Origin of the sequence: Candidatus Nanogingivalis gingivitcus (genome assembly GCF_004151455.1) — a bacterium.
GTDB lineage: Bacteria > Patescibacteriota > Saccharimonadia > Saccharimonadales > Saccharimonadaceae > Nanogingivalis > Nanogingivalis gingivitcus.
This window is the reverse complement of the sequence record NZ_PRLK01000002.1, coordinates 1-19,687: the sequence shown is the minus strand read 5'-3', so window position 1 is coordinate 19,687 and position 19,687 is coordinate 1. Positions and strand designations below refer to the sequence as shown.

Here is a 19,687-nt window from a genome sequence, read left to right as displayed (position 1 = left end):
TTTTTAACTAAAGGGCTAATTGCATTTTTAGCTATTAGTAGAACCAAAACCGCCAGTTCTATCTTTATCTATAAAATTCGGAATTATAAAAGTTTCTTTTTTAAATAATAGTATTTGAGCTATTCTTTCATTTTTCTTTATTTCTATAGGTTGTTCTGTTAAGTTGGTTAATATTATCCCAACATTCCCTAAATAGTCAGCATCAATAATTCCGGTATGTGTTAGTATTCCCCTTTTAGACATTGAAGATCTTGGAGCTACTATTCCAGCTATACTAAAATCTGCAGCTAGTGGACCATCTAAATTGCTCTTAATAATTTTTGTTTCTTTTGGTAATAAAATATCATCTGTTTTGGCGTGTAAATCTAATCCAATACTACCTTTAGTATGGGCTACAAGTTTATTATTTTCCATTTTCTATCCTTTAATAAATTAAAAATAAACCCCTTATCAATAGATAGGGGGTTTATTGTCTTATATATTATCCCTTACGTGGTTTTACTTCGTTTCTACCAAGGTTTTTCTTAGTTTCAGTAAACACTTCGTGTTGACGAGTTTTAGGATTGTATTTTCGCAAAGAAAGTTTTTCAGGTGTATTCTGAGTATTTTTGCGAGTATAGTAAATTCGGTGACCAGTAGCTTCACTTACAAGACCGATAATTTTTCGTTTAGTATTCTTTTTAGCCATAATCTCTCTTAAAATTATTATTTACAATTCTTGTCTATTCTACCATACAAAAAAGAATAAAGCAACAGTATAGACTCTAGTTATTGACTTTATTAATAAATATGATATTATATAAATAATGAATAAAATTATTAAAGATGTTAATAAATACCTTTCTGCTAATAATGAAAGAGTATCTCTACAAAGGCTATATCTTATATTTTTTGTAATAATTTTTGTCATTGGCACTATTATTAACTATTTCAACCATGATCTAGCTTATAAAGTGTTATATCTTTCATTTATTGCATTAATTATATACATCACTAATGCTATTATTTGGGCACTAGGCAGTGCTTTAAAAAGCAACTTTTTATCTAAAAAATCCTCTACTAGCTCAAAGAAAAAATAACTCTTTTTACTCTATTAAAATAGGGTTTTAATCTTAAAATATGGTATCATATATATTATGAATATTTATCTTTCTGGAATTGGTGGTGTTGGAATTGGTGCTTTAGCAGATATTGCTGAAAGTGCTGGCTATACCATCTTTGGTAGTGATAGTAATAATAGTATGATGGTCGAAAAGCTTAAAAAAAAGAATATCGACATAGAAATAGGTAATCAAGATGGCTCTTTCTTAAAAACTAAGTTTATAGAAAATGGCGTTGACTGGTTTGTTTATACGGCCGCCCTACCTAAAGATCATCCCGAAATTAAAATGGCTAAAAGTTTAGGTATAAAAATAACCAAACGAGATGAGCTTTTAAATTATATTATAGAACAAAAAAAGCTTAAGTTAATAGCCATATCAGGTACACACGGCAAAACAACTACTACAGGTATGATGATATGGGTTTTAAAGCAATTGGGTGTACCGGTAAGTTGGTCTATAGGGACAACATTAACTTTTGGTGACAGTGGATATTTTGACCCTAAATCAGATTTTTTTGTATATGAAGCTGATGAATTCGACCGTAACTTCCTCCACTTCTCCCCTACTATAAGTTTAATTACTTCTATAGATCATGATCATACAGATATCTATAGAACAGAAAAGGACTATCTAGACGCTTTTGTGCAGTTTGCTAGGCAGAGTGATTTTACTGTATCTTGGCAAGATGAACATGGTGAGATATTTGAAGATATTCACAATAAGTTTATTCTAAAAGATATAGATAGTAATATTATTTTAGCTGGCACGCATAATCGCAAAAATGCCACCTTAGTTTTAGAAGCCTTAGAATATTTAGCTTCTATTGGCTATGATTTTGGCGAAAATCTTTATGAACGTACTTTAAAAGCAATTAATAGTTTCCCAGGTACTGTGCGTCGCTTTGAAAAAATAGCAAATGGCATTTATAGTGACTACGGGCATCATCCTGTAGAAGTTTGCTCTACCTTAGAGATGGCTCAAGAAGTAGCCAATAAGGAAGGTTTTAAAGGCGTAGTATTAATTTATCAGCCTCATCAAAATGTAAGGCAAGTTGAAGTTCAAAATGAATACACTGAAGATGTATTTAAATTTGCTAATAAAGTTATTTGGCTTCCGACTTATCTTAGTCGAGAAGATCCTAGTCTTGAAATATTAACCCCTCAATTTCTAGCTAAAAACATTAAAGATAAAGCTATTTTTAGTCAATTAGATAGTCCTTTAATAGATACTATAAAAGAATATCAAAAGAATAATTATTTAGTTCTAGTAATGAGCGCTGGCAGTTTAGACGGTTTGGTCCGTAGTGAATTTAGTAAATAATATTATTTGACTTTAGGTATTTAAATAGCTTATACTTATTATTAGTTTTAATAAAATGAAATAAAAAAGGACGGGAAGTCTATGAAAAATAACAATAAATTAAAAAAATATATTAAAATGGCAATAATTTTAATTGGTGGTTGTGGGCTTATTTGTGCTTTGGCGGCTTATTTTGCTCTAAAAACCCCTGCTCCAATGACGAAAAAGGATATAATAAAAGCAAATAGTTCAGCTCTAGGTAAATAATTTAGTCGGCTATAAAATATTCTTGTAATTAATAAAATAGGTTTAATTTTAGGAATGAGAAAACCGCCTTCACAAGGAAGGCGGCTCATGTACTATACCGCATGTAGAAATCTTTAAAATATAATGGAGCCACGAACGGGGCTTGAACCCGTGACCTCATCCTTACCATGGATGCGCTCTACCAACTGAGCTATCGCGGCGTAACTATAATATTATACTAAAAAGCTTTATTTATAGCAATAATTTACTGTTTTGTATATAAATAGGGTCTTACTATATTGTAAAACCCTATTTATTATTATCTTATTGTATTTTATTGAACTTTAAGTTCATTATTGCAATTATCGTTATTGTAAAAAGAAATTAAATTTTCGGTAGATATTTTTACCATATTTCTTACAGCTACATCAGTATTAAATGCTATATGTGGCGTCATTATAACATTTGGTAAATTTTTTAAATCTCTAAAAATTTCGTCTTTAATTACTACTCCACTTAAATCTTTTTTAAGCATACCTTTTTCAAATTCATATACATCTAAGCCTGCAGCGGCAACTTTACCTTCAACTAAAGCATCTCGTAAAGCTCTACCGTCTACATGCCCTCCTCTAGCTGTATTGATAATTACTACACCTTTTTTCATTTTAGCTATAGAATCTTTATTGATAATATGGTAATTATCTTTAGTTAAAGGAACATGTAAAGATATAATATCGCTTTGCCTTAAAACTTCGTCTAGACTTTTATACTCTAAATATTTTTTAGCTTCTTCGTTTTGGTACATATCATAAGCAATTACTTTAGAGCCAAAAGCATTAAAAGCCTTAGCACTAGCCCTACCAATATTGCCAGTACCTATAATACCAACAGTCATAGTATTTAACTCTCTACCTATTAGCCCATCAACAGAAAAATCTTGAACTCTAGCTCGCCTTAATGCTAAAGGTAAGTGTCTAACTACAGATAATGTCATAGCTACTGCAAATTCAGCAATAGCACTTGGCGAATAGCGTGGAACATTCGCGATTCTAATACCTTGTATATTAGCTTGTTTAATATTACATCCATCAAAACCGGCAGTTCTTACGGAAAAATATTTTATACCAAATTTAGCTAATATTTCCCATGCCCCATTCATTTCTTTACTAGACGTATAAACAGATACACAGTCAAAACCCTCTGCTAAATAAGCTGTTTTAGCATTCAGCTCTTTACTTGTGGTAGCATACTCTACCCCAAATTCTTTAGCAAATTTTTCGAAATAGGGAATTTCATCTTTTCTAACACTATAAGCAATAATTTTCATATATGTTTATTATAAAGCTTACGTTTATTTTTTTCAATCCACTATCTATATATTATCAGGCAATATATTTTCTAGCCATAAATTAATTTCTTCTAGAATATACTTTTGTTCAGTTGTAAGGTTTTCTCTATTGGATACCTCAACTAATTCTTTTTTGAAATTAGGTAGCATTCTTTGGATATTTTCTACCCTATATTTTTCCCATTTCTCTTTTTCTTCAATTGTTAATGTTTTATTAAAGCTCCTGGCTTTATAATGAAGCAATAACTCTGGCAGTCTTTCGTCATTAAACTCAGGGTTAAAATCAGCTAGCTCTCTTGCTCCAGCATTTCTTACGGCTTCAATTCTAATTTTATCTTTATTATCTATAAAGCTATCATATAGCCTAGCTTCTACGTTTTTGTTTCGTGCTTCATTTTCGCTATAAAATGATTCTTTTTGTTCTAAAGCAGTCATTATATTGGTTACTAAATGAGGGTTATTAGCTAGAAGCTGTATATGTTTAGTAATAATCTCAGGAGATAGCTCTAACATTTGCCAATTATCTTTTGTTAGTACATCGGTTAAGGCAACGGCTGGACATCTGTTGTATTGAAGTGTTTTTATAGGTAACGGCACAAAATTCTCTTTTTGCCTTTCTTCCCACGTAGCAGTAATATTTTCTGCTATCTTTTGAAAATCCCAATCAATATAAGGAGTAGGATCCACCCTTAGATCCCAAACTATTACATTTTTATTTTTAGCTGGTGCTATCGGAAAAGCCACAGTTGTTTTTTGATATTTTGCTAAATATCTCCCAGATGAATATACGAAAGGTTTTGGATCCTCTAAATTAACAATTTTTTGGACATTAGTTTTTTGCCTCATTTTTAACAAATAATTAAATATCTGAGGTTGCTTTTGTTTTATTAGCTTAGTAACTTCAATTAAACCTACTACGTCGGCTAGAGCATCATGGGCATTTTCATGCTCTATACCATTTTCTTTAGTTAAAAGTTCTAGCTTATTTATAGCAATTTCTTCACCAGTTTCTTCATTTAATTTAAATGGCCAATTTATTCCTTCTGGCCTTAATGCTCTAACCATTCTAACTACATCTAGCATATCCCAGCGAGATCTACCATCTTTCCATTGCCATTCATAAGGGTCATAAAAATTACGCCAAAATAAGTAACGCATATGTTCATCGTCAAACCTAATATTGTTATAGCCTATAGCAATAGTGTCTTCGGTGAAAAAAGATTCTTGACAAAGTTTAGCAAATTCAGCCTCGCTATACCCCTCTTGTACTGTTTTTTGTGGAGATATTTTTGTAACCATTAATGCTGATGGGCTTGGTAGAACATCATCATTAAGCTTTACTAAAATATTAATCGGATCTCCGATAGGGTTTAACTCTAAATCTGTTCTTTGACCTGCAAATTGCATTATTCTATCATCTCTAGGGCTAAAACCACTAGTTTCTAAATCATAAAAAAAGAAAGTTTTCATATTATATATAATAATATATTTTTAATATTTTAGCGACAGGCTTTATTATTCTTGTATGCATGAGGTATAATAAAATCCACCACTTTCTAGGTGAACCGTTATTACCATAAAATAAGTAAGGTTCATAAAAAACTTAAATTTTTATATTATATATTGAGCCCCTCATTTAGGGCTTTTTTTATTTTTTAAAATAAAAACTACATTTCTATTTTTTTAGTAGTTGCACTACTATTAGATAGTCTATTTTGTTTAATAGTTAAGCGATCACTCCTTAAAGAATCTAATTTTTCTTTAATTTCTTGAGCTTTATCGGTGTTATTGGTTTTTAAATATAAAGATCCCAATGCTCTCAAGGTTTGTGGGCGAGCCTCTTTCTCTACCGCTTTTTCTAATGCTAATATTGCTGCTTTTTCCTTACCTAGCCCTTCTAAAGCTTTAGCATAAGCAATATGCCTTGCAGGTAGACTATCTTCTAAGCTTAAAGCTTGCTCGAAAGCTAAGGCAGCTTTTTTAAAATTATACGTCTCTAGGTATATCAACCCTACATTATGAAGGCTAGATGGGCTATTCTCTAAACTTTGTGCTATTTCAAAACACTCAATAGCCTCATCATAATTTTTTTGACCAGCATAAATAATTCCTAGCCTATTATAGGCTGTTGCATTTTTTTCATCAAAACGTAAAATTGTTAACAGTATTTTTTCAGCTTTTAAATATTTTTTATCAACAATAGCCTCTTGAGCTACTCGCCATAATTTATCAAATTTTAGGGCTAGATTATCTGGAAGTGACTTATTTTTTAAATCTTCTGGTTTTTTGTATAGGATATATCCCACTACTACCAGAATAAATATTAAAACAAACATAACTTATTATATAATAACATATTTCGGCTTTTTTCGGTAGCTTGTTAAATAATAATACTTAATAAATTTATTTTTATATTGCCACTTTTAGAAATTTGTTTATAAGCATTTAAGGTTTTAGCTAATATTTTTTTAGTATTTTCATTTGGGTTTTTCCAAATACTTATAGATAAAATTTTAATAACTGCCTCTAAAAGCTTTTGTGTTTTTTGCCTATCATTTTTCAAACCAGAAACAATAATAATCTTATCATATTTACTACCTTGAACCCATTTTTTGGCAAGCTCAATTATTTCTATTTGCTCTTTATAATATTTTTTATTGGTAGCTAATTTTACAATTTTACCCGGCAATCCCTCTGCTATAAATAATATTTTTTGAGTAGTATCATTGTCTAAATTATAACTTTTAATAATTTTTAAGCTATCCTCTTTCGATATTGGCGATAATTTAAGTACTTGCGACCTTGAGATGATAGTATCTATAAAACTAGCTCTATTTTCAGTAAAAAGAACAAAAGTAATATTATTATTTGGCTCTTCAAGAGTTTTTAGCATTTTATTTTGTGCTATTTCATTCATTTTTTCACTGTCTTTAATAAAGAAAAAAGAATGTTTTGAGTTTTTAGAGATGATTTTAGCTTGAAGATCCTTAATATCATCGGAATTAATACTTTCTATTTTTTGATTTGTATGTACCGTTGGTTCTATATAGAATTTATTGATATCTTTAGGTATATCTAAAAAATCCTCTATAAATTCATATCCAAAACCACGAGGTATCTCAATTATTGTAGATTGTTTTTGGGATATTTTTAGCTTCATTATTATCTATAATATAAAATTATTAGGCAATGGTGATTCAAACACCATTCTTTGGCTTGTTGTATTTGTATTATTTGGTGGAATACTTATTTCTAAACTTTTTGCATGTAGGAACATACGACTATCTTTTTCACTATAACGGTCATTATAAACTCTATCGCCAACTATAGGGTGTTTGATATAAGCTAAATGAACCCTTAATTGGTGTGTTCTTCCTGTTTTAGGGTTTAACTTAACTAACGATCTATTATTCTTGCTTTCTAGTACTTCATATTTAGTTTGTGCTGTTTTCCCTTTAGCATTTACTATAAAAGTACTTGGAAGAGAATTATTTCTTGCTATAGGCAAGTCAATAATAGCCTTATTAGGGTTTGGAACACCTTCAACTATAGCTATATATTCTTTTTTTGTAGTCCTTTCGCTAAATTGCTTTTGTAGTTTTTTAGCAGCAGTATCGTTTTTAGCGCCTATAATAACACCTGAAGTTTCACGATCAAGACGGTGAACTATGCCAGCTCTATTGGTACCTTTAGCAAAATTACAACCATGGAGTTCAAAGAAATCTGCAACAGTAAATTCGTTATTTAGTACGCCTTTACTATGTGTTAATATCCCTTTTGGTTTATTCACTACAATTACATTTTCATCTTCATAAATAATTTCTAGGTCAATATGTTTAGCATCTTTTTGGACTTCTGCTAATTCTATTAGGTCAGTACTTTCATCTACTAGCTCTTTAACTTTAGTTATAATCCTTCCATTAACTTTAGCTAACCCATTTTTAACCATTTTTTGAATAGATGACCTTGAAAGGTTGTCGTATTTTTTAGCTAACGCTACATCTAAGCGAATTTTACTAGGAACTACTTGGAACAAATAAATATCTTTACCTTCAAAAGGCAATACAAAGCCAAATAAATCATCGTTAGGGTTTTCTGCTAGCTTCCCTTCCAAATCGCCAAATAATTTTTTAAGTAATTCTAATATATATTGTTCGTCATCTTCTGCTGTGCCGTCATTAATAACAAAAAATTTATTATTGTTAAATTTAAAGCTAAAAATTTCAGAAAATTGATCAGGCTGTACCTTTTTTAGCTCTTCAATATTACGAGGTACATTATCTTCATTAGCTATATTAAACTTACGAAGTATTTTTAATATATCACCACTATTAAATTTTGCCATACTCTATAAATCCTTAAAATAATTAATTTGCATTGCATCTTTAACTTCTTCTAAAGTTTCTTGTGCTTTAGCTCTAGCCTTTTCGCTACCTATAGCTAGCATTTTATATACCTCTTCAGGATTTTTAGCTAATTCTTCCCTTTTTTCTCGTATTGGTTTAAGGATTTCGTCCAATACTTCTACTAAATACATTTTAACAGCGACATCACCAAGGCCACCCTTTTGGTAGTGAGCTTTCATTTCCTCTACTTTTTGCTTATCTTTCGCAAAAACATCTAAATAGGCAAAAACTACATTGCCTTCAATTTTACCTGGATCTTCTACTCTTATATGGTCTGGGTCGGTATACATTTTCATCACTTTAGCTTTCATTTCTTCGTAAGAATCAGCTAAATAAATGCCGTTATTAAGGCTTTTACTCATTTTACTATTTATGCCATCAATTCCAGGAAGTCTTCGTGAAATACCCTCTTCTGCTAAAAACATTTCTGGCTCAACTAAAACATTCGAACCATATGTTTGGTTAAAAGAACGAGCAATCTCCCTAGTAAGTTCAATCATTGGGGCTTGATCTTCTCCAACAGGAATAGTTGTTGCCTTAAAAGCCGTAATATCTGCTGCTTGAGAGATAGGGTAAAATACAAAACCACTTGGTACACTTTCACCAAAATTCTTCTGCTTAATCTCTGTTTTTACGGTCGGGTTACGCTCTAACCTAGAAATAGACACTAAGTTAGCATAGTACTGTGATAGTTCAGCAAGTTGAGGTACTTGGCTTTGAATAAAAATAGTAGTTTTTTCAGGGTTTAGGCCAACAGCTAGATAGTCCAAGGCTACTTCTAAAACATTCTCTTGTACTTTTTTAGGATTTTTAGCATTATCTGTTAATGCCTGTGCATCTGCTATCATTACAAAAATTTCATTAAATTTATTACTATTTTGTAATTCTACACGGTTTCGCAAACTTCCAATATAATGACCTATATGAAGTCTTCCAGTAGGTCTATCTCCTGTTAGAATTATTTTTTTATCCATTATTTAGCTCTCCTTTAAATATTCTTTTATTGTTTTACGGATATATCTCATCATAATTTTACTAACATCATGCCAGGTAGGTATTAATGTTGCTGATATATACTTATTGCTTTTTTCTAATTCTTTAATATTTTTACCTATCACTACAGGGTCAAAAGCACCATAAATAATTTTAGTAGGAATGGTTATATCTTTCAGTATTAAAAAACTATTTTGATTAACTATTGAATATTCAAGGCTATTAATCAAAGGTAAAAAATCTTCTTTATTTTCAATTTTAGTTCCTCCGTTAATAAAACTAGTTTTTGCTATTTTCTCAACCATTTTTTGTGCTACATTTGGGTGATTAATCATGGCTTGATAATACTTTTTAAGTATTCTTTCTCGCCAACCCTGTTTCTCTCTTTTGTTTCTATATATAGGGGGCGATAATAGTATTATAGCATTTACAGTATTAGGATATAAAAAAGCAAACTCAGCAGAAACTAGGGCCCCTAATGAATGACCTACTAGTATTATTGGCTTATTCCTATCTTTTATTTTTAATAAAGTTCTTCTTATAGATCTAGCTTGATTCTTTAATGCTTGGGCATCTCCCCATAATGGTTTTGGTGACTTACCGTGTCCTAATAAATCTATAGTCAAAATATCTACATCTTTAGGTAAATGGCTTTCAAATTCTTTCCATAAATTTTTAGAACTAGCTAAACCATGCACAAAAACAATAGTAGCTTTTGAATTCTCTTTTATATACAAATTAGAAATGCTTAGCTTATAAGGAATTCCCAAAAATTTATGTAATATTTTATCCATATTTTATTAATATAATTGTACCATATGCTAAGAGCTTAAGATAATTTTTCCATTTTTAGCTGTAGCTATTATTTGTGTTCCTTTTTCGATTTCATTGCATAGAATTTTTTCTGCAATTTCATATTCTAGTAAATCCTCGATCACCCTTTTTAGTGGTCTAGCTCCATTTTTCTTGTCATAACCTTTTTCTATTAGTAAATCTTTAGCTGATTTACGAACTTTTACAGTTAGTCCTTGACGAATAAGCCTATTGTTTAATAATTCAATTTGTAAATCAAAAATTCTGCCAATTTCTTCGCGCGTTAAAGCTCTGAAAGTAATAATTCCGTCAAAACGATTTATAAGTTCAGGACGCATCATTTTTTCTAAAGCTTTGCGTGTATGCTTTTCATTACGCTTATGTATTAATTCTAAATTATCATCATTTTGTTTTTGTGCTTCAAAACCAAGGCTAGACTCTTTCATCATCTCGTTAGCACCTAAATTAGAAGTAAGTATAATAATTGTATTTTTAAAGCTTACTTTTCTTCCTTTAGAGTCAGTTAATTCTCCCTCTTCCAACAATTGTAATAAAAGGTTAAAAGTATCTGGATGGGCTTTTTCGATTTCATCAAAAAGAACTACTGAATATGGTTGTCTTCTAATTTTTTCAGTAAGTGTTCCACCGTCTTCATAGCCTACATATCCAGCAGGAGCCCCTAAAAGCTGAGAAGTTTTGTGCTTTTCTGAAAATTCACTCATATCTATCTTTATTAAACTTTTAGAGCTTCCGAAAACTTCACTGGCTAGTTTTCTAGCTAATTCGGTTTTTCCTACTCCTGTAGGGCCTAAGAATATAAATGAACCAATAGGTTTTTTAGGGTCAGAAATTCCACTCTTGTTTCTTCTTACAGCTCTACTGACTTTTTCTACTGCTTCTTTTTGTCCAATAACTTTTTTAGATAAATGATCTTCTAAATTCTGGAGGATTTTTAATTCGTTCTTATTTAATTTTTCTACTGGTATCCCTGTTTTAAGACTAACAGCTCTTGCTATATAGTCGGTAGTTAAATCTAAAATTTGCTGACTTTTAACTAGACTCTCTTCTTCTTTTAATTTTTTAGTTAACTGAGATATTCTAGTTTTATAAAGAGCAGCCCTTTCATAATCTTCATTATTTACGGCGTCTAATTGTTTATTGTTTAGTGATTCTATTTCAGCGTTAAGCTCATTTATACGGCTAGGTTTTGCTGTTTTTTCGCTTGCAAGTAATGCTGAAGCTTCATCTAAGATATCTATTGCTTTATCAGGCATTTTCCGTTCAAAAATATATCTAGAGCTCATAAAAACTGCCTCTTTCAATACTTCATCGCTTATTTTTACGCCATGGTATTTTTCATAATTATTATATATACCACGTAATATTTCAAGTGCTTCATTATCGCTTGGCTCTTCAACAATAATTGATTGAAAGCGTCTATCTAATGCGGAGTCTTTTTCAATAGTCTTTTTAAACTCATCAAAAGTTGTAGCTCCTATTAATTTAATTTTACCTCTAGCAAGTGCAGGCTTTAAAATATTAGCAGCGTCCATAGCACCTTCTGCAGACCCAGTACCAGCCAGCAAATGTATCTCGTCAATAAAAGCAATAATTTCTTGGTGATTTTCTAACGCTTTAATTACATTTTTAAGCCTCTGTTCAAATTCCCCTCTAAATTTAGTGCCTGATAGCATTCCAGCTAAATCAATCTCGTAAATTTTCTTGCCAATTAGCTGGGGTGGTACATCTCCGGCAGTAATTTTTTGAGCTAAAAGCTCTACTACTGCAGTCTTTCCTACGCCAGCCTCTCCAATTAAAATTGGGTTACTTTTATTTCTTCTTAAAAGAACCGTAATAAGCCTTTGTACTTCTTTTTTACGGCCAATAATTTTATCAATCTCACCTTTTTTAGCTCTTTCAGTTAAATCTTCGGCATATTTTTTTAATGCAATCATATCTCGAGATATATTATCAGATTTTCTACTATTGAAATTAAGGTTATGTTTCATTTCAATATTTTGTGAGGCGAATTCTTTTTCAATAGCTTCAATTGTTTTTTCTAAGTCTAGTTTCATATTAAGCAATTTAGCTCTAGTGTCAGATTTTTTTTGTTGTAGGATTGCATAAAAAATATGCTCTGTGCCTATTTGCTCGTGATTAAACTCTTTACAAATCTCCCAGCTCATACGAAGGGCAAAAACAGCAGTCTCGCTCATTGCTCTAATATCAGGGTTGCTAAAATTAGGTAGTTCCTTTTTTATAGGAGGGTTTTCTTTTAAAAGATTATAGAAATTATTAAAAATTAAGCCGTTCTCTCCAGCTATTTGAGCTCCTAAACTTGACTTTACCGATAATATTCCAGCCAGTATATGGTCCGTTCCAATATATCCGGTATTGAATTCTCGGGAAAATTGCTCTGCCCTAAATAATGCCTTTTGGGCATTGTCGCTCATATTAGTAATAATTTCTTGAAAATCTTCTGGTATCATATTATCAATTATAACATTGTTTTAGCACTCTTACAATATGAGTGCTAAATATTATTGCATTTTAAAGTTTCTTATGGTAAAATTACTAATAGTAATGCAATTAAAACAACTTATCTTTTCTACTCCTCTTGGAGATATACTAGCAGTAGCCAATGAAGACTATCTTTTTTTGCTTGAATTTACAGATAATGAAAATCTGGAAAAAGATATTCAGCAAGTCGCTAATTTTTTAGATGCAGAAATTGAAGAAGGGGAAAACTTACCCCTAAAACAAATTAGAGCTGAAATAGAAGATTATTTTCGTCATCCATTTGCAACTTTCAAAACACCTATTCAATTTATAGGCACAGATTTTCAAAAGGAAGTTTGGCAAGAAGTTTCTAATATTGGTAGTGGCCTTACTGCTACCTATTCTGAAATAGCCGAGAAAATTAACAACCCTAACGCAATTCGCGCGGTTGGTAATGCATTAAATGCTAATAAGCTTTCTATAATTATACCTTGTCATCGTGTTTTAACTAAAGATCTTGATTTTGGTGGATATAATGGTGGCCAAGCGCGTAAAAGTTGGCTACTCCAACACGAAGGATTATAAAAAAGCTTAGGAATTATATCCTAAGCTTTTAAAATTAAAGGTTTTTTCTATACTCTTTAGCTTTATTGATGGCTTCTTCTAACTTAGAAATATAGTTGCCTCCACCTTTTTCGAACATCCTCATAATTGGTACTGTTAAGCTAAAGTCTTCATAGTTACCAGTATCACAGTAAATACCGTCAATAGCTACTGCATGAAATGGGAATCCGTTATCCATCATTATTTTCATTGGAATTTGAATCATAAATTCATCTTTTCCATCAAAACGACGGTAGTACTCATTTAGATGTATCAAAAATGTATTAGCAAATAAATACCCTTTCACACTAGCTGAGTTGGATGGTGCATTATCAACCCCTGGTTTCTCAACAATATTGTCAACCTTATATACAACATTACCAACGCCGTTTTTAGGTCTTTTAACAATGGAACCATCAACAATACCATATTTAGAAAATTCACTTTCTTCTTCCACATTTTTGGCAGGTAGAATAGATCCACCATATTCAAAATATGTTTCTAGAATTTGCTGAATTTCATTGTCACCAATAGTTGCAAAAACATCATCAGGGTAAATGTAGAAAAAGTCACTATCCCCAATAAATTCTTGTGTTTCTTTTGTAGCTAAAGGAGAACCATTACCGTAGTATGGACAATCTTGTAAAATATAATTACTCTTAGATTGTGGTGCAATTATTTTTACGCGTTCAACTTTATCGGCAAAAAATCCTTTACCTTTATGTCGTAGGCTTGCTACAATTTCAGAATGATCCCCTGTTAAAGATTGCACAATATCATCTTTATCTTTAGAGATAACAATGGCTATATTTTCGGAAAGAATTCCAGAATCAATAGCTTTTTCAATTTGCACTAGAACCATATTTTGCAGGGACTCTTTAAAAGGAACTGGGATTAGCTCTTTTGATGTCTCTACCATTGCAGGATATCCTCTTGTACCATTACCAGCACAAGGTATAACCATTTTTAGATTCTTGAGAATAGCTTTACGCTTTTCTTCCTCAGAGATCTTTTCTAAATTACAAGAAGGGAACTCCTTCTCTAACAACTTTTCGAAATACTTACTCACCATCTCGAAAAACCTCCTTTAAATTTAATGTGCTTGCTTACAAGCTAATAGTTATAATTATATAAGAAAAACGGCCAAAAGTCAAGTAATGGCCGTATCTTCTATTATGATTTTTTATTGTTCTTCACCACCAAATTTTTCATTATCTGGTTCGTCACCATCTAGGTTAGAGACTACATCTACTTCATCTGCTTCATTTAAAGCGTTAAACAAATCGTCTTCAATGTTTCCGCGTGGTTTCTTTTCTTCTTTTTTAGCAAGCTCAATATCTAGTTCATAACCAGTTAATTGGCTAGCTAATTTTACATTTTGTCCACCTCTACCAATCGCAATACTTTGTTGGTCTTCAGCTACGTATACAGTTGCTTTATTATCGTTCTCTATTTCAACTTTTACAACTTCTGCTGGGCTTAGGGCCTCTCGGATAAATTCACTTGGGTTTTCGCTCCAAGTAATAATATCAATTCTTTCCCTTTCGCCAATCTCATTCATTACAGATTGTACACGCATACCACGGCTTCCTACGAATGTACCTACTGGGTCAACGCCAGGCATAGTACTACGTACTGCCATTTTTGTTCTTTTACCAGCATCACGTGCAATACCACAAATTTCTACCATGCCCGTTTCTAGTTCAGGTACTTCTTTTTCAAATAGAATTTCTACAAACTTTGCATCACCTCTAGATAGGATAAGTTCAGGAGCTCTTGGTCTTTCGCGTCCAGAAGCATCTACATCCCCCCTAGTAATAGTCTTAATTAATACCTTAACACGTTGTCCAATAGAAAAGTATTCGCCATGAATTTGCTCTCTTTGGGGCATAATTCCAGTTGCTTTACCAATATCAATACGAATAACTTTAGGGTCAATTTTAGATATAGTACCACTAACAATAGTGCCTATTTTATCTTCATATTCTTCTAAAATAATTTCTCTTTCAGCTTCTCTTAACCTTTGCAGTATAACTTGTTTAGCAACTTGGGCTGCAACACGGCCAAAAGTTTCTACTGGGAATTTTTCTTCAATTATTTCACCAATTTCAATATCAGCTTGTTTTTTACGTGCATCTTCTAAAGCGATTTCATTTACAGGGTTGTAAGCTTCCTCGCCATCTACTACTTCATATTGTACAAAAACTTCAGCTTCTCCTGTATTAGTATCTAGTTCTGCTCTTACATTTTGCCCACGTTCACCGTTATCTCTTCTCCAAGCAGCAGCTATAGCCATTTCAATGACTTCTAAAATTTTTTCTTCTGGCAAATTCTTCTCGCTTGCAATTGTTCTTGCTGCTAGAAGCATTTGTTTAATATTTAAATCTTCCATCGCTTTACACCTTTCAGTTATTAAAAATGCCGACCTGCTGGCCGACTAACAGTTATTATTTTAATAAATTACTTATAAAAAGTCAAGCCCTATTGCTATGCTATAATATACTATATGGAAAAATCATTAACTTTTAATATTCACACTAGACTTAAAGGAACTTTAGCAAGAACTGGTGAAATTATAACTCCACACGGCACAATCAAAACACCTGCTTATATAGCCGGTGGCACAAATGCAACCGTAAAGGCTTTAACTCCTGAACAAATCTTATCTACTGGTGCACAAGGGGTTTTAGCTAATACTTATCACTTGATGTTGCGCCCTACAGCTGACATTATACAAAAAGCAGGTGGAATTCATAAATTTATGAATTGGCAAGCACCTACTTTTACTGACTCAGGAGGGTTTCAAGTTTTTTCTTTAGGAATGGCTTATAAAAAAGGCATCGATGCTACTTCGCATACTGAAAAAGGTTCTTCTAAATTAGCTCAGCATTCTAAAGATCAGCTAGCAAAAGTTGGTGAAGATGGCGTATGGTTTAAATCACATATCTCTGGTGAAAAAATATTTATGTCACCTGAAGTTTCTATGGAACTTCAACACAAAATTGGTGCAGATATTCATATGGCTTTTGATGAATTAACTTCCCCATTAGCAGGACGTGAGCAAATAATTTCAGCCTTAAATAAAACTCATAAATGGGCTGAGCGTTGCTTAGAATGTCATAATAAGTTAAATCATCAACATTTAGTAAAAAATGAACCTTTACAATCTCTTTTTGCCGTAGTGCAAGGCGCTAGAGAAGAAGATTTAAGGCGAAAAAGTGCCTCCTTCCTAGGTTCTAAAGATTTTGATGGCTATGGTATTGGTGGAGTTTTCCAGCCAGAAGAAATACCAGAAGTTTTAACTTGGGTAAATACTACTCTTCCAGAAAATAAACCACGGCATCTTTTAGGTATGGGGGCTCAACCAGCAGACTTATTCCTTGGCGTAGAATATGGAATTGATACTTTTGACTGCGTAGCTCCAACTCGTCAAGCTCGTAATGCTGCTTTATTTACTTATCATGGAAGAATAAATATTAAAAATGCTCAATATAAGGAAGATTTTACTCCAATAGATAAAGACTGTCATTGCTATACCTGTCAAAACTTTACCAAGGCTTATATTAACCATTTATTTAGGGCTGATGAAATTTTAGCAAGCACACTAGCTTCTATACATAATGAATATTTTGTTATTAACACGGTTGACAGAATCCGTGAAAGCCTGGAAAACGGCACATTTTTTGAATACAAAAAAGAGTTTTTAGAGAACTACTACGGTAAAGAAAAAGCACAAAAATATCTAAAATAATAAATTTATAATAATTTAAAAAAGATTTTGGCTAGAATACCAAAATCTTTTTATTTATTTACTTTTTTATCACTTTCTCTGTTAGCTTAATTTCTTTATCAGTATGCAATACTACATCTTCAATAACCAGTTTTTGGATAGCAGAAATAAACGTTTCCATAAATCCAAAATCTATCTGATTATTCTTGGTTGGAAGTTGTACCATTTCATTTTTTACTTTATTCCATCCAGATTTATTACCCCAATCATATTTAATATATACCCTATTTAATGCTACTGCAATAAAGCTATGTATTTTCTGATTCCTGCCTCTTTTCCAATAGAACAATAGCTTACCCGACAAAACAAGTAAGCTATTTATTTTTTAAACCTTATTAACTACAGGTATTACAATTGGGGTGTGTCCCGTACTATCAAATAGTAGGTGTGATACATCGTCTTTAATTTCTTGTTTTAAGTCGTTTATATCAATCTGTCGGCCAACTTCACGATCTGTCTTAACTCTCAAATAATGCCTAATTTTACCTACTAGCTCTTCACTATCTTTTAGATATACAAATGCTCTAGAAATTACATCAGGGGTTTTCATAAGTCTACCAGTTTTCTTATTTATAGTTAGAACTATGATAAAAATACCTTCTGTAGATATATGTAACCTATCTTTCACTACTGCGTCATGCACGGTATTACCAGTATTATCATATAGAATTGAGCCTACATGAATACGACCACCTTTTTTAATAGTTTTATTTTTAGTAAGTTCAATAATATCACCACTATCAGCAACTAAAATTCTTTCCCTTTTTAGGCCTAGAACCTTTTGTGCCATTTCCGCATTATGTTGCAACATATAGAACTCACCGTGAACTGGTAAGTAGTTTTTAGGCCTTAAAGTTTCTACTAATCTTACGTGGTCATCATAATAAGCATGTCCTGAAAGGTGCAATGGCCCAATACCATGGTAATGCCCTCTACCGTGTTGTACTACACCAGCGCCTTCACGAATAAGACCGTCAACAGTTGAAGCTACTTTTGGTTCATTACCAGGAATAGGGCTAGATGAAAATACCACTACATCTGTTGCTTTAATTTTTACAAAACGGTGTGCACCAGTAGCCATACGATTAAGCACGGCATTAAGTTCACCTTGAGAACCAGTACATACAATAGTTACTTTACTATCGTCCATTTTAACAATATCTTCCATTTTAGCAATAGTATCTTTTGGTACTTTAATTTTTTTGCTTCTAAGTGCTATTTCTACAGCATTAATCATCGAAAAGCCAGCAAAAGCTACTTTTCTATTATGTTTAGCAGCTTCATCAAGAATTAACTGTAAGCGATAAATTTGGCTTGAGAAACATGAAATAATTAAACGTGCGTGAGGGTAAGCATCCATAACTTCACCTATGCTTTCACCTATAGCATATTCGCTATGTGGATGTGTTCCGGGAACGTCAATATTAGTACTCTCGTTCATTAATAAATCTATACCCTCTTTTTGGGCTACTTCTGCTAATCTTGGCATGTCAAATTGTGTATCTATAGGGTCATTTTCAAAACGCCAGTCACCCATATGTACGATATTACCGTTAGGTGTGCGAATTATCATAGCTACACAGCCAGGGATAGAGTGAAGAACATGCACAAATTCAAGTGTTAAGTTTTCAGATATTCTAATTTGTTCATGCCTAAAAGGATCTACCACTTGGTAGTTAGGAGAAACTTCAGCCACAGCTTCCTCCATTTGCCTCTTTATCATACCAATCGTAAAGTCAGTGGCATATATAGGTATTAAATTACCAAATTTAGGAAGCAATTGTCTTACAGCACCAATATGGTCTAAGTGAGCATGTGTAAAAGCGACTGCTTTAACTTTATGCATATTATCTTCAAGATAAGTAATATCAGGGGTCATGAAATTCACTCCAGGGTAATCTTCGTTAGGGAAAATAGAACCCATATCAATAATTAAAATTTCATTACCATATTCAATAGCGAACATATTTTTACCAATACCAAATTCGCCAAGTCCACCAAGTGGAATAATTTTTACGCTATCATTTTCTGGGCGTAACTTTTTTAAAATTGTAGGAGTTAGCTGTTCACCATTAAAACCATTAAATAAAGATTTATTTACAGGTATATTAATAATGTGCTGAGTAGCCCTTAAATTAATATCGTTACTAATCATTCTTTGAGCACGCACCACAGCTCCACGCCTTGTAGTTGTTGGCAAGTTCACTTTTTTAGCGTCAGCATTCTGAGAATTATTTTTGTTATTCTTAACTACTTTAGCTGCTTTTTTTGTAAATTCAGCTTTTTTAGCTTTTTGTTTAGCGTCATTTCTTTTTGGTACGTATTTCTCCCTATTTTTAGCTAAATCTTGTGCTTTCTTTTGCAAATTTTGCCTTGCACGAATGGCCTTATCACTTAAATTATCTGACATAATCTCCTTTATTTAAACGTTCACTAAAATATTAGTCGTATTACAGGGTATTTTTTTAGTAAACAAGTATTTGTAAATTACATCTATAATAACTAATAATTAATAAAAAGTCAATATTAGCAAAAAAATACCCCTACATAAGGGGTAATTAGTAAATTAAGGCCTTTCAAAATGGTT

19 protein-coding genes and 1 tRNA gene are annotated in these 19,687 nt (G+C 32.0%); 5 read left to right on the top strand and 15 right to left on the bottom strand.

Going from position 1 to position 19,687, the window contains the following annotated elements; translation table 11 throughout:
• Positions 1–27: 27 nt before the first annotated feature.
• Together G6CMJM_RS00770 and rpmG are read right to left on the bottom strand one after the other, a co-directional pair.
• Positions 28–414: a dCTP deaminase domain-containing protein gene (locus G6CMJM_RS00770; RefSeq protein ID WP_129718583.1), complete on the bottom strand. Its 387-nt coding sequence runs from the start codon at positions 412–414 to the stop codon at positions 28–30.
• Positions 415–481: 67 nt separating this feature from the next.
• Positions 482–688 carry a 50S ribosomal protein L33 gene (rpmG, locus tag G6CMJM_RS00765; protein ID WP_129718582.1) on the bottom strand — a complete coding sequence of 69 codons (207 nt, stop codon included), beginning with the start codon at positions 686–688 and terminating at the stop codon, positions 482–484.
• Positions 689–806: 118 nt separating this feature from the next.
• Here rpmG and G6CMJM_RS00760 point away from each other — a divergent pair, with 118 nt between their 5' ends.
• From G6CMJM_RS00760 to G6CMJM_RS03170, 3 genes are all read left to right on the top strand, one after another.
• A complete protein-coding gene (locus G6CMJM_RS00760) occupies positions 807–1,079 on the top strand; it encodes a hypothetical protein (protein ID WP_129718581.1) in 273 nt (90 codons plus the stop codon).
• Between the two features lie 57 nt (positions 1,080–1,136).
• On the top strand, positions 1,137–2,423 hold the full coding sequence (locus tag G6CMJM_RS00755; RefSeq protein WP_129718580.1) for a Mur ligase domain-containing protein: 1,287 nt from the start codon (positions 1,137–1,139) through the stop codon (positions 2,421–2,423).
• 81 nt (positions 2,424–2,504) lie between these two features.
• Positions 2,505–2,669, top strand: a complete 165-nt coding sequence (locus tag G6CMJM_RS03170; RefSeq protein WP_165302645.1) for a hypothetical protein — start codon at positions 2,505–2,507, stop codon at positions 2,667–2,669.
• Positions 2,670–2,793: 124 nt separating this feature from the next.
• Here the strand turns inward: G6CMJM_RS03170 and G6CMJM_RS00750 are convergent.
• The 9 genes from G6CMJM_RS00750 to G6CMJM_RS00710 form a co-directional block, all read right to left on the bottom strand.
• A tRNA-Thr gene (locus tag G6CMJM_RS00750) sits at positions 2,794–2,869 on the bottom strand.
• 113 nt (positions 2,870–2,982) lie between these two features.
• A complete protein-coding gene (locus G6CMJM_RS00745) occupies positions 2,983–3,975 on the bottom strand; it encodes an NAD(P)-dependent oxidoreductase (RefSeq protein WP_129718579.1) in 993 nt (330 codons plus the stop codon).
• Between the two features lie 45 nt (positions 3,976–4,020).
• Positions 4,021–5,466 carry an exodeoxyribonuclease I gene (sbcB, locus tag G6CMJM_RS00740; RefSeq protein WP_129718578.1) on the bottom strand — a complete coding sequence of 482 codons (1,446 nt, stop codon included), beginning with the start codon at positions 5,464–5,466 and terminating at the stop codon, positions 4,021–4,023.
• A 197-nt stretch (positions 5,467–5,663) separates the two neighbouring features.
• The gene (locus G6CMJM_RS00735; RefSeq protein WP_129718577.1) at positions 5,664–6,332 is read right to left on the bottom strand and encodes a tetratricopeptide repeat protein; all 669 of its coding nucleotides are present in this window, start codon (positions 6,330–6,332) and stop codon (positions 5,664–5,666) included.
• Between the two features lie 44 nt (positions 6,333–6,376).
• Complete coding sequence (locus tag G6CMJM_RS00730; RefSeq protein WP_129718576.1) at positions 6,377–7,156, bottom strand: hypothetical protein; 780 nt, start codon at positions 7,154–7,156, stop codon at positions 6,377–6,379.
• Positions 7,157–7,162: 6 nt separating this feature from the next.
• Positions 7,163–8,341, bottom strand: a complete 1,179-nt coding sequence (locus tag G6CMJM_RS00725) for an RluA family pseudouridine synthase (protein WP_129718575.1) — start codon at positions 8,339–8,341, stop codon at positions 7,163–7,165.
• 3 nt (positions 8,342–8,344) lie between these two features.
• The gene (gene trpS, locus G6CMJM_RS00720) at positions 8,345–9,376 is read right to left on the bottom strand and encodes a tryptophan--tRNA ligase (protein WP_129718574.1); all 1,032 of its coding nucleotides are present in this window, start codon (positions 9,374–9,376) and stop codon (positions 8,345–8,347) included.
• Between the two features lie 3 nt (positions 9,377–9,379).
• Positions 9,380–10,189, bottom strand: coding sequence for an alpha/beta fold hydrolase (locus tag G6CMJM_RS00715; protein WP_129718573.1), 810 nt, complete (start codon positions 10,187–10,189; stop codon positions 9,380–9,382).
• Between the two features lie 27 nt (positions 10,190–10,216).
• Positions 10,217–12,697 carry an ATP-dependent Clp protease ATP-binding subunit gene (locus G6CMJM_RS00710; RefSeq protein WP_129718572.1) on the bottom strand — a complete coding sequence of 827 codons (2,481 nt, stop codon included), beginning with the start codon at positions 12,695–12,697 and terminating at the stop codon, positions 10,217–10,219.
• A gap of 94 nt (positions 12,698–12,791) precedes the next feature.
• Here G6CMJM_RS00710 and G6CMJM_RS00705 point away from each other — a divergent pair, with 94 nt between their 5' ends.
• Positions 12,792–13,292 carry a methylated-DNA--[protein]-cysteine S-methyltransferase gene (locus tag G6CMJM_RS00705; protein WP_165302642.1) on the top strand — a complete coding sequence of 167 codons (501 nt, stop codon included), beginning with the start codon at positions 12,792–12,794 and terminating at the stop codon, positions 13,290–13,292.
• A gap of 34 nt (positions 13,293–13,326) precedes the next feature.
• Here G6CMJM_RS00705 and G6CMJM_RS00700 read toward each other — a convergent pair whose 3' ends face one another.
• The gene (locus tag G6CMJM_RS00700; protein WP_129718570.1) at positions 13,327–14,382 is read right to left on the bottom strand and encodes a sugar phosphate nucleotidyltransferase; all 1,056 of its coding nucleotides are present in this window, start codon (positions 14,380–14,382) and stop codon (positions 13,327–13,329) included.
• Positions 14,383–14,493: 111 nt separating this feature from the next.
• A complete protein-coding gene (gene nusA / locus G6CMJM_RS00695; RefSeq protein ID WP_129718569.1) occupies positions 14,494–15,702 on the bottom strand; it encodes a transcription termination factor NusA in 1,209 nt (402 codons plus the stop codon).
• A 114-nt stretch (positions 15,703–15,816) separates the two neighbouring features.
• Between nusA and tgt the strand changes: the two genes are divergently transcribed.
• The gene (tgt, locus tag G6CMJM_RS00690) at positions 15,817–17,061 is read left to right on the top strand and encodes a tRNA guanosine(34) transglycosylase Tgt (protein ID WP_129718568.1); all 1,245 of its coding nucleotides are present in this window, start codon (positions 15,817–15,819) and stop codon (positions 17,059–17,061) included.
• Positions 17,062–17,119: 58 nt separating this feature from the next.
• Here the strand turns inward: tgt and G6CMJM_RS00685 are convergent, their stop codons facing one another.
• Together G6CMJM_RS00685 and G6CMJM_RS00680 are read right to left on the bottom strand one after the other, a co-directional pair.
• Positions 17,120–17,389, bottom strand: coding sequence for a hypothetical protein (locus G6CMJM_RS00685; RefSeq protein ID WP_129718567.1), 270 nt, complete (start codon positions 17,387–17,389; stop codon positions 17,120–17,122).
• Positions 17,390–17,425: 36 nt separating this feature from the next.
• The gene (locus tag G6CMJM_RS00680) at positions 17,426–19,510 is read right to left on the bottom strand and encodes a ribonuclease J (RefSeq protein WP_129718566.1); all 2,085 of its coding nucleotides are present in this window, start codon (positions 19,508–19,510) and stop codon (positions 17,426–17,428) included.
• Between the last annotated feature and the right edge of the window lie 177 nt (positions 19,511–19,687).

Excerpts from the sequence above, each read along its gene's own strand:
- G6CMJM_RS00755 (WP_129718580.1), top strand. The coding sequence starts at position 1,137 with ATGAATATTTATCTTTCTGGAATTGGTGGTGTTGGAATTGGTGCTTTA.
- nusA (WP_129718569.1), bottom strand. The coding sequence starts at position 15,702 with ATGGAAGATTTAAATATTAAACAAATGCTTCTAGCAGCAAGAACAATT.
- G6CMJM_RS00705 (WP_165302642.1), top strand. The coding sequence starts at position 12,792 with ATGCAATTAAAACAACTTATCTTTTCTACTCCTCTTGGAGATATACTA.
- rpmG (WP_129718582.1), bottom strand. The coding sequence starts at position 688 with ATGGCTAAAAAGAATACTAAACGAAAAATTATCGGTCTTGTAAGTGAA.
- G6CMJM_RS00730 (WP_129718576.1), bottom strand. The coding sequence starts at position 7,156 with ATGAAGCTAAAAATATCCCAAAAACAATCTACAATAATTGAGATACCT.
- tgt (WP_129718568.1), top strand. The coding sequence starts at position 15,817 with ATGGAAAAATCATTAACTTTTAATATTCACACTAGACTTAAAGGAACT.
- G6CMJM_RS00680 (WP_129718566.1), bottom strand. The coding sequence starts at position 19,510 with ATGTCAGATAATTTAAGTGATAAGGCCATTCGTGCAAGGCAAAATTTG.
- G6CMJM_RS00700 (WP_129718570.1), bottom strand. The coding sequence starts at position 14,382 with ATGGTGAGTAAGTATTTCGAAAAGTTGTTAGAGAAGGAGTTCCCTTCT.
- G6CMJM_RS00760 (WP_129718581.1), top strand. The coding sequence starts at position 807 with ATGAATAAAATTATTAAAGATGTTAATAAATACCTTTCTGCTAATAAT.
- G6CMJM_RS00715 (WP_129718573.1), bottom strand. The coding sequence starts at position 10,189 with ATGGATAAAATATTACATAAATTTTTGGGAATTCCTTATAAGCTAAGC.
- G6CMJM_RS00710 (WP_129718572.1), bottom strand. The coding sequence starts at position 12,697 with ATGATACCAGAAGATTTTCAAGAAATTATTACTAATATGAGCGACAAT.
- trpS (WP_129718574.1), bottom strand. The coding sequence starts at position 9,376 with ATGGATAAAAAAATAATTCTAACAGGAGATAGACCTACTGGAAGACTT.
- G6CMJM_RS00770 (WP_129718583.1), bottom strand. The coding sequence starts at position 414 with ATGGAAAATAATAAACTTGTAGCCCATACTAAAGGTAGTATTGGATTA.
- G6CMJM_RS00725 (WP_129718575.1), bottom strand. The coding sequence starts at position 8,341 with ATGGCAAAATTTAATAGTGGTGATATATTAAAAATACTTCGTAAGTTT.
- G6CMJM_RS00745 (WP_129718579.1), bottom strand. The coding sequence starts at position 3,975 with ATGAAAATTATTGCTTATAGTGTTAGAAAAGATGAAATTCCCTATTTC.
- G6CMJM_RS03170 (WP_165302645.1), top strand. The coding sequence starts at position 2,505 with ATGAAAAATAACAATAAATTAAAAAAATATATTAAAATGGCAATAATT.
- sbcB (WP_129718578.1), bottom strand. The coding sequence starts at position 5,466 with ATGAAAACTTTCTTTTTTTATGATTTAGAAACTAGTGGTTTTAGCCCT.
- G6CMJM_RS00735 (WP_129718577.1), bottom strand. The coding sequence starts at position 6,332 with ATGTTTGTTTTAATATTTATTCTGGTAGTAGTGGGATATATCCTATAC.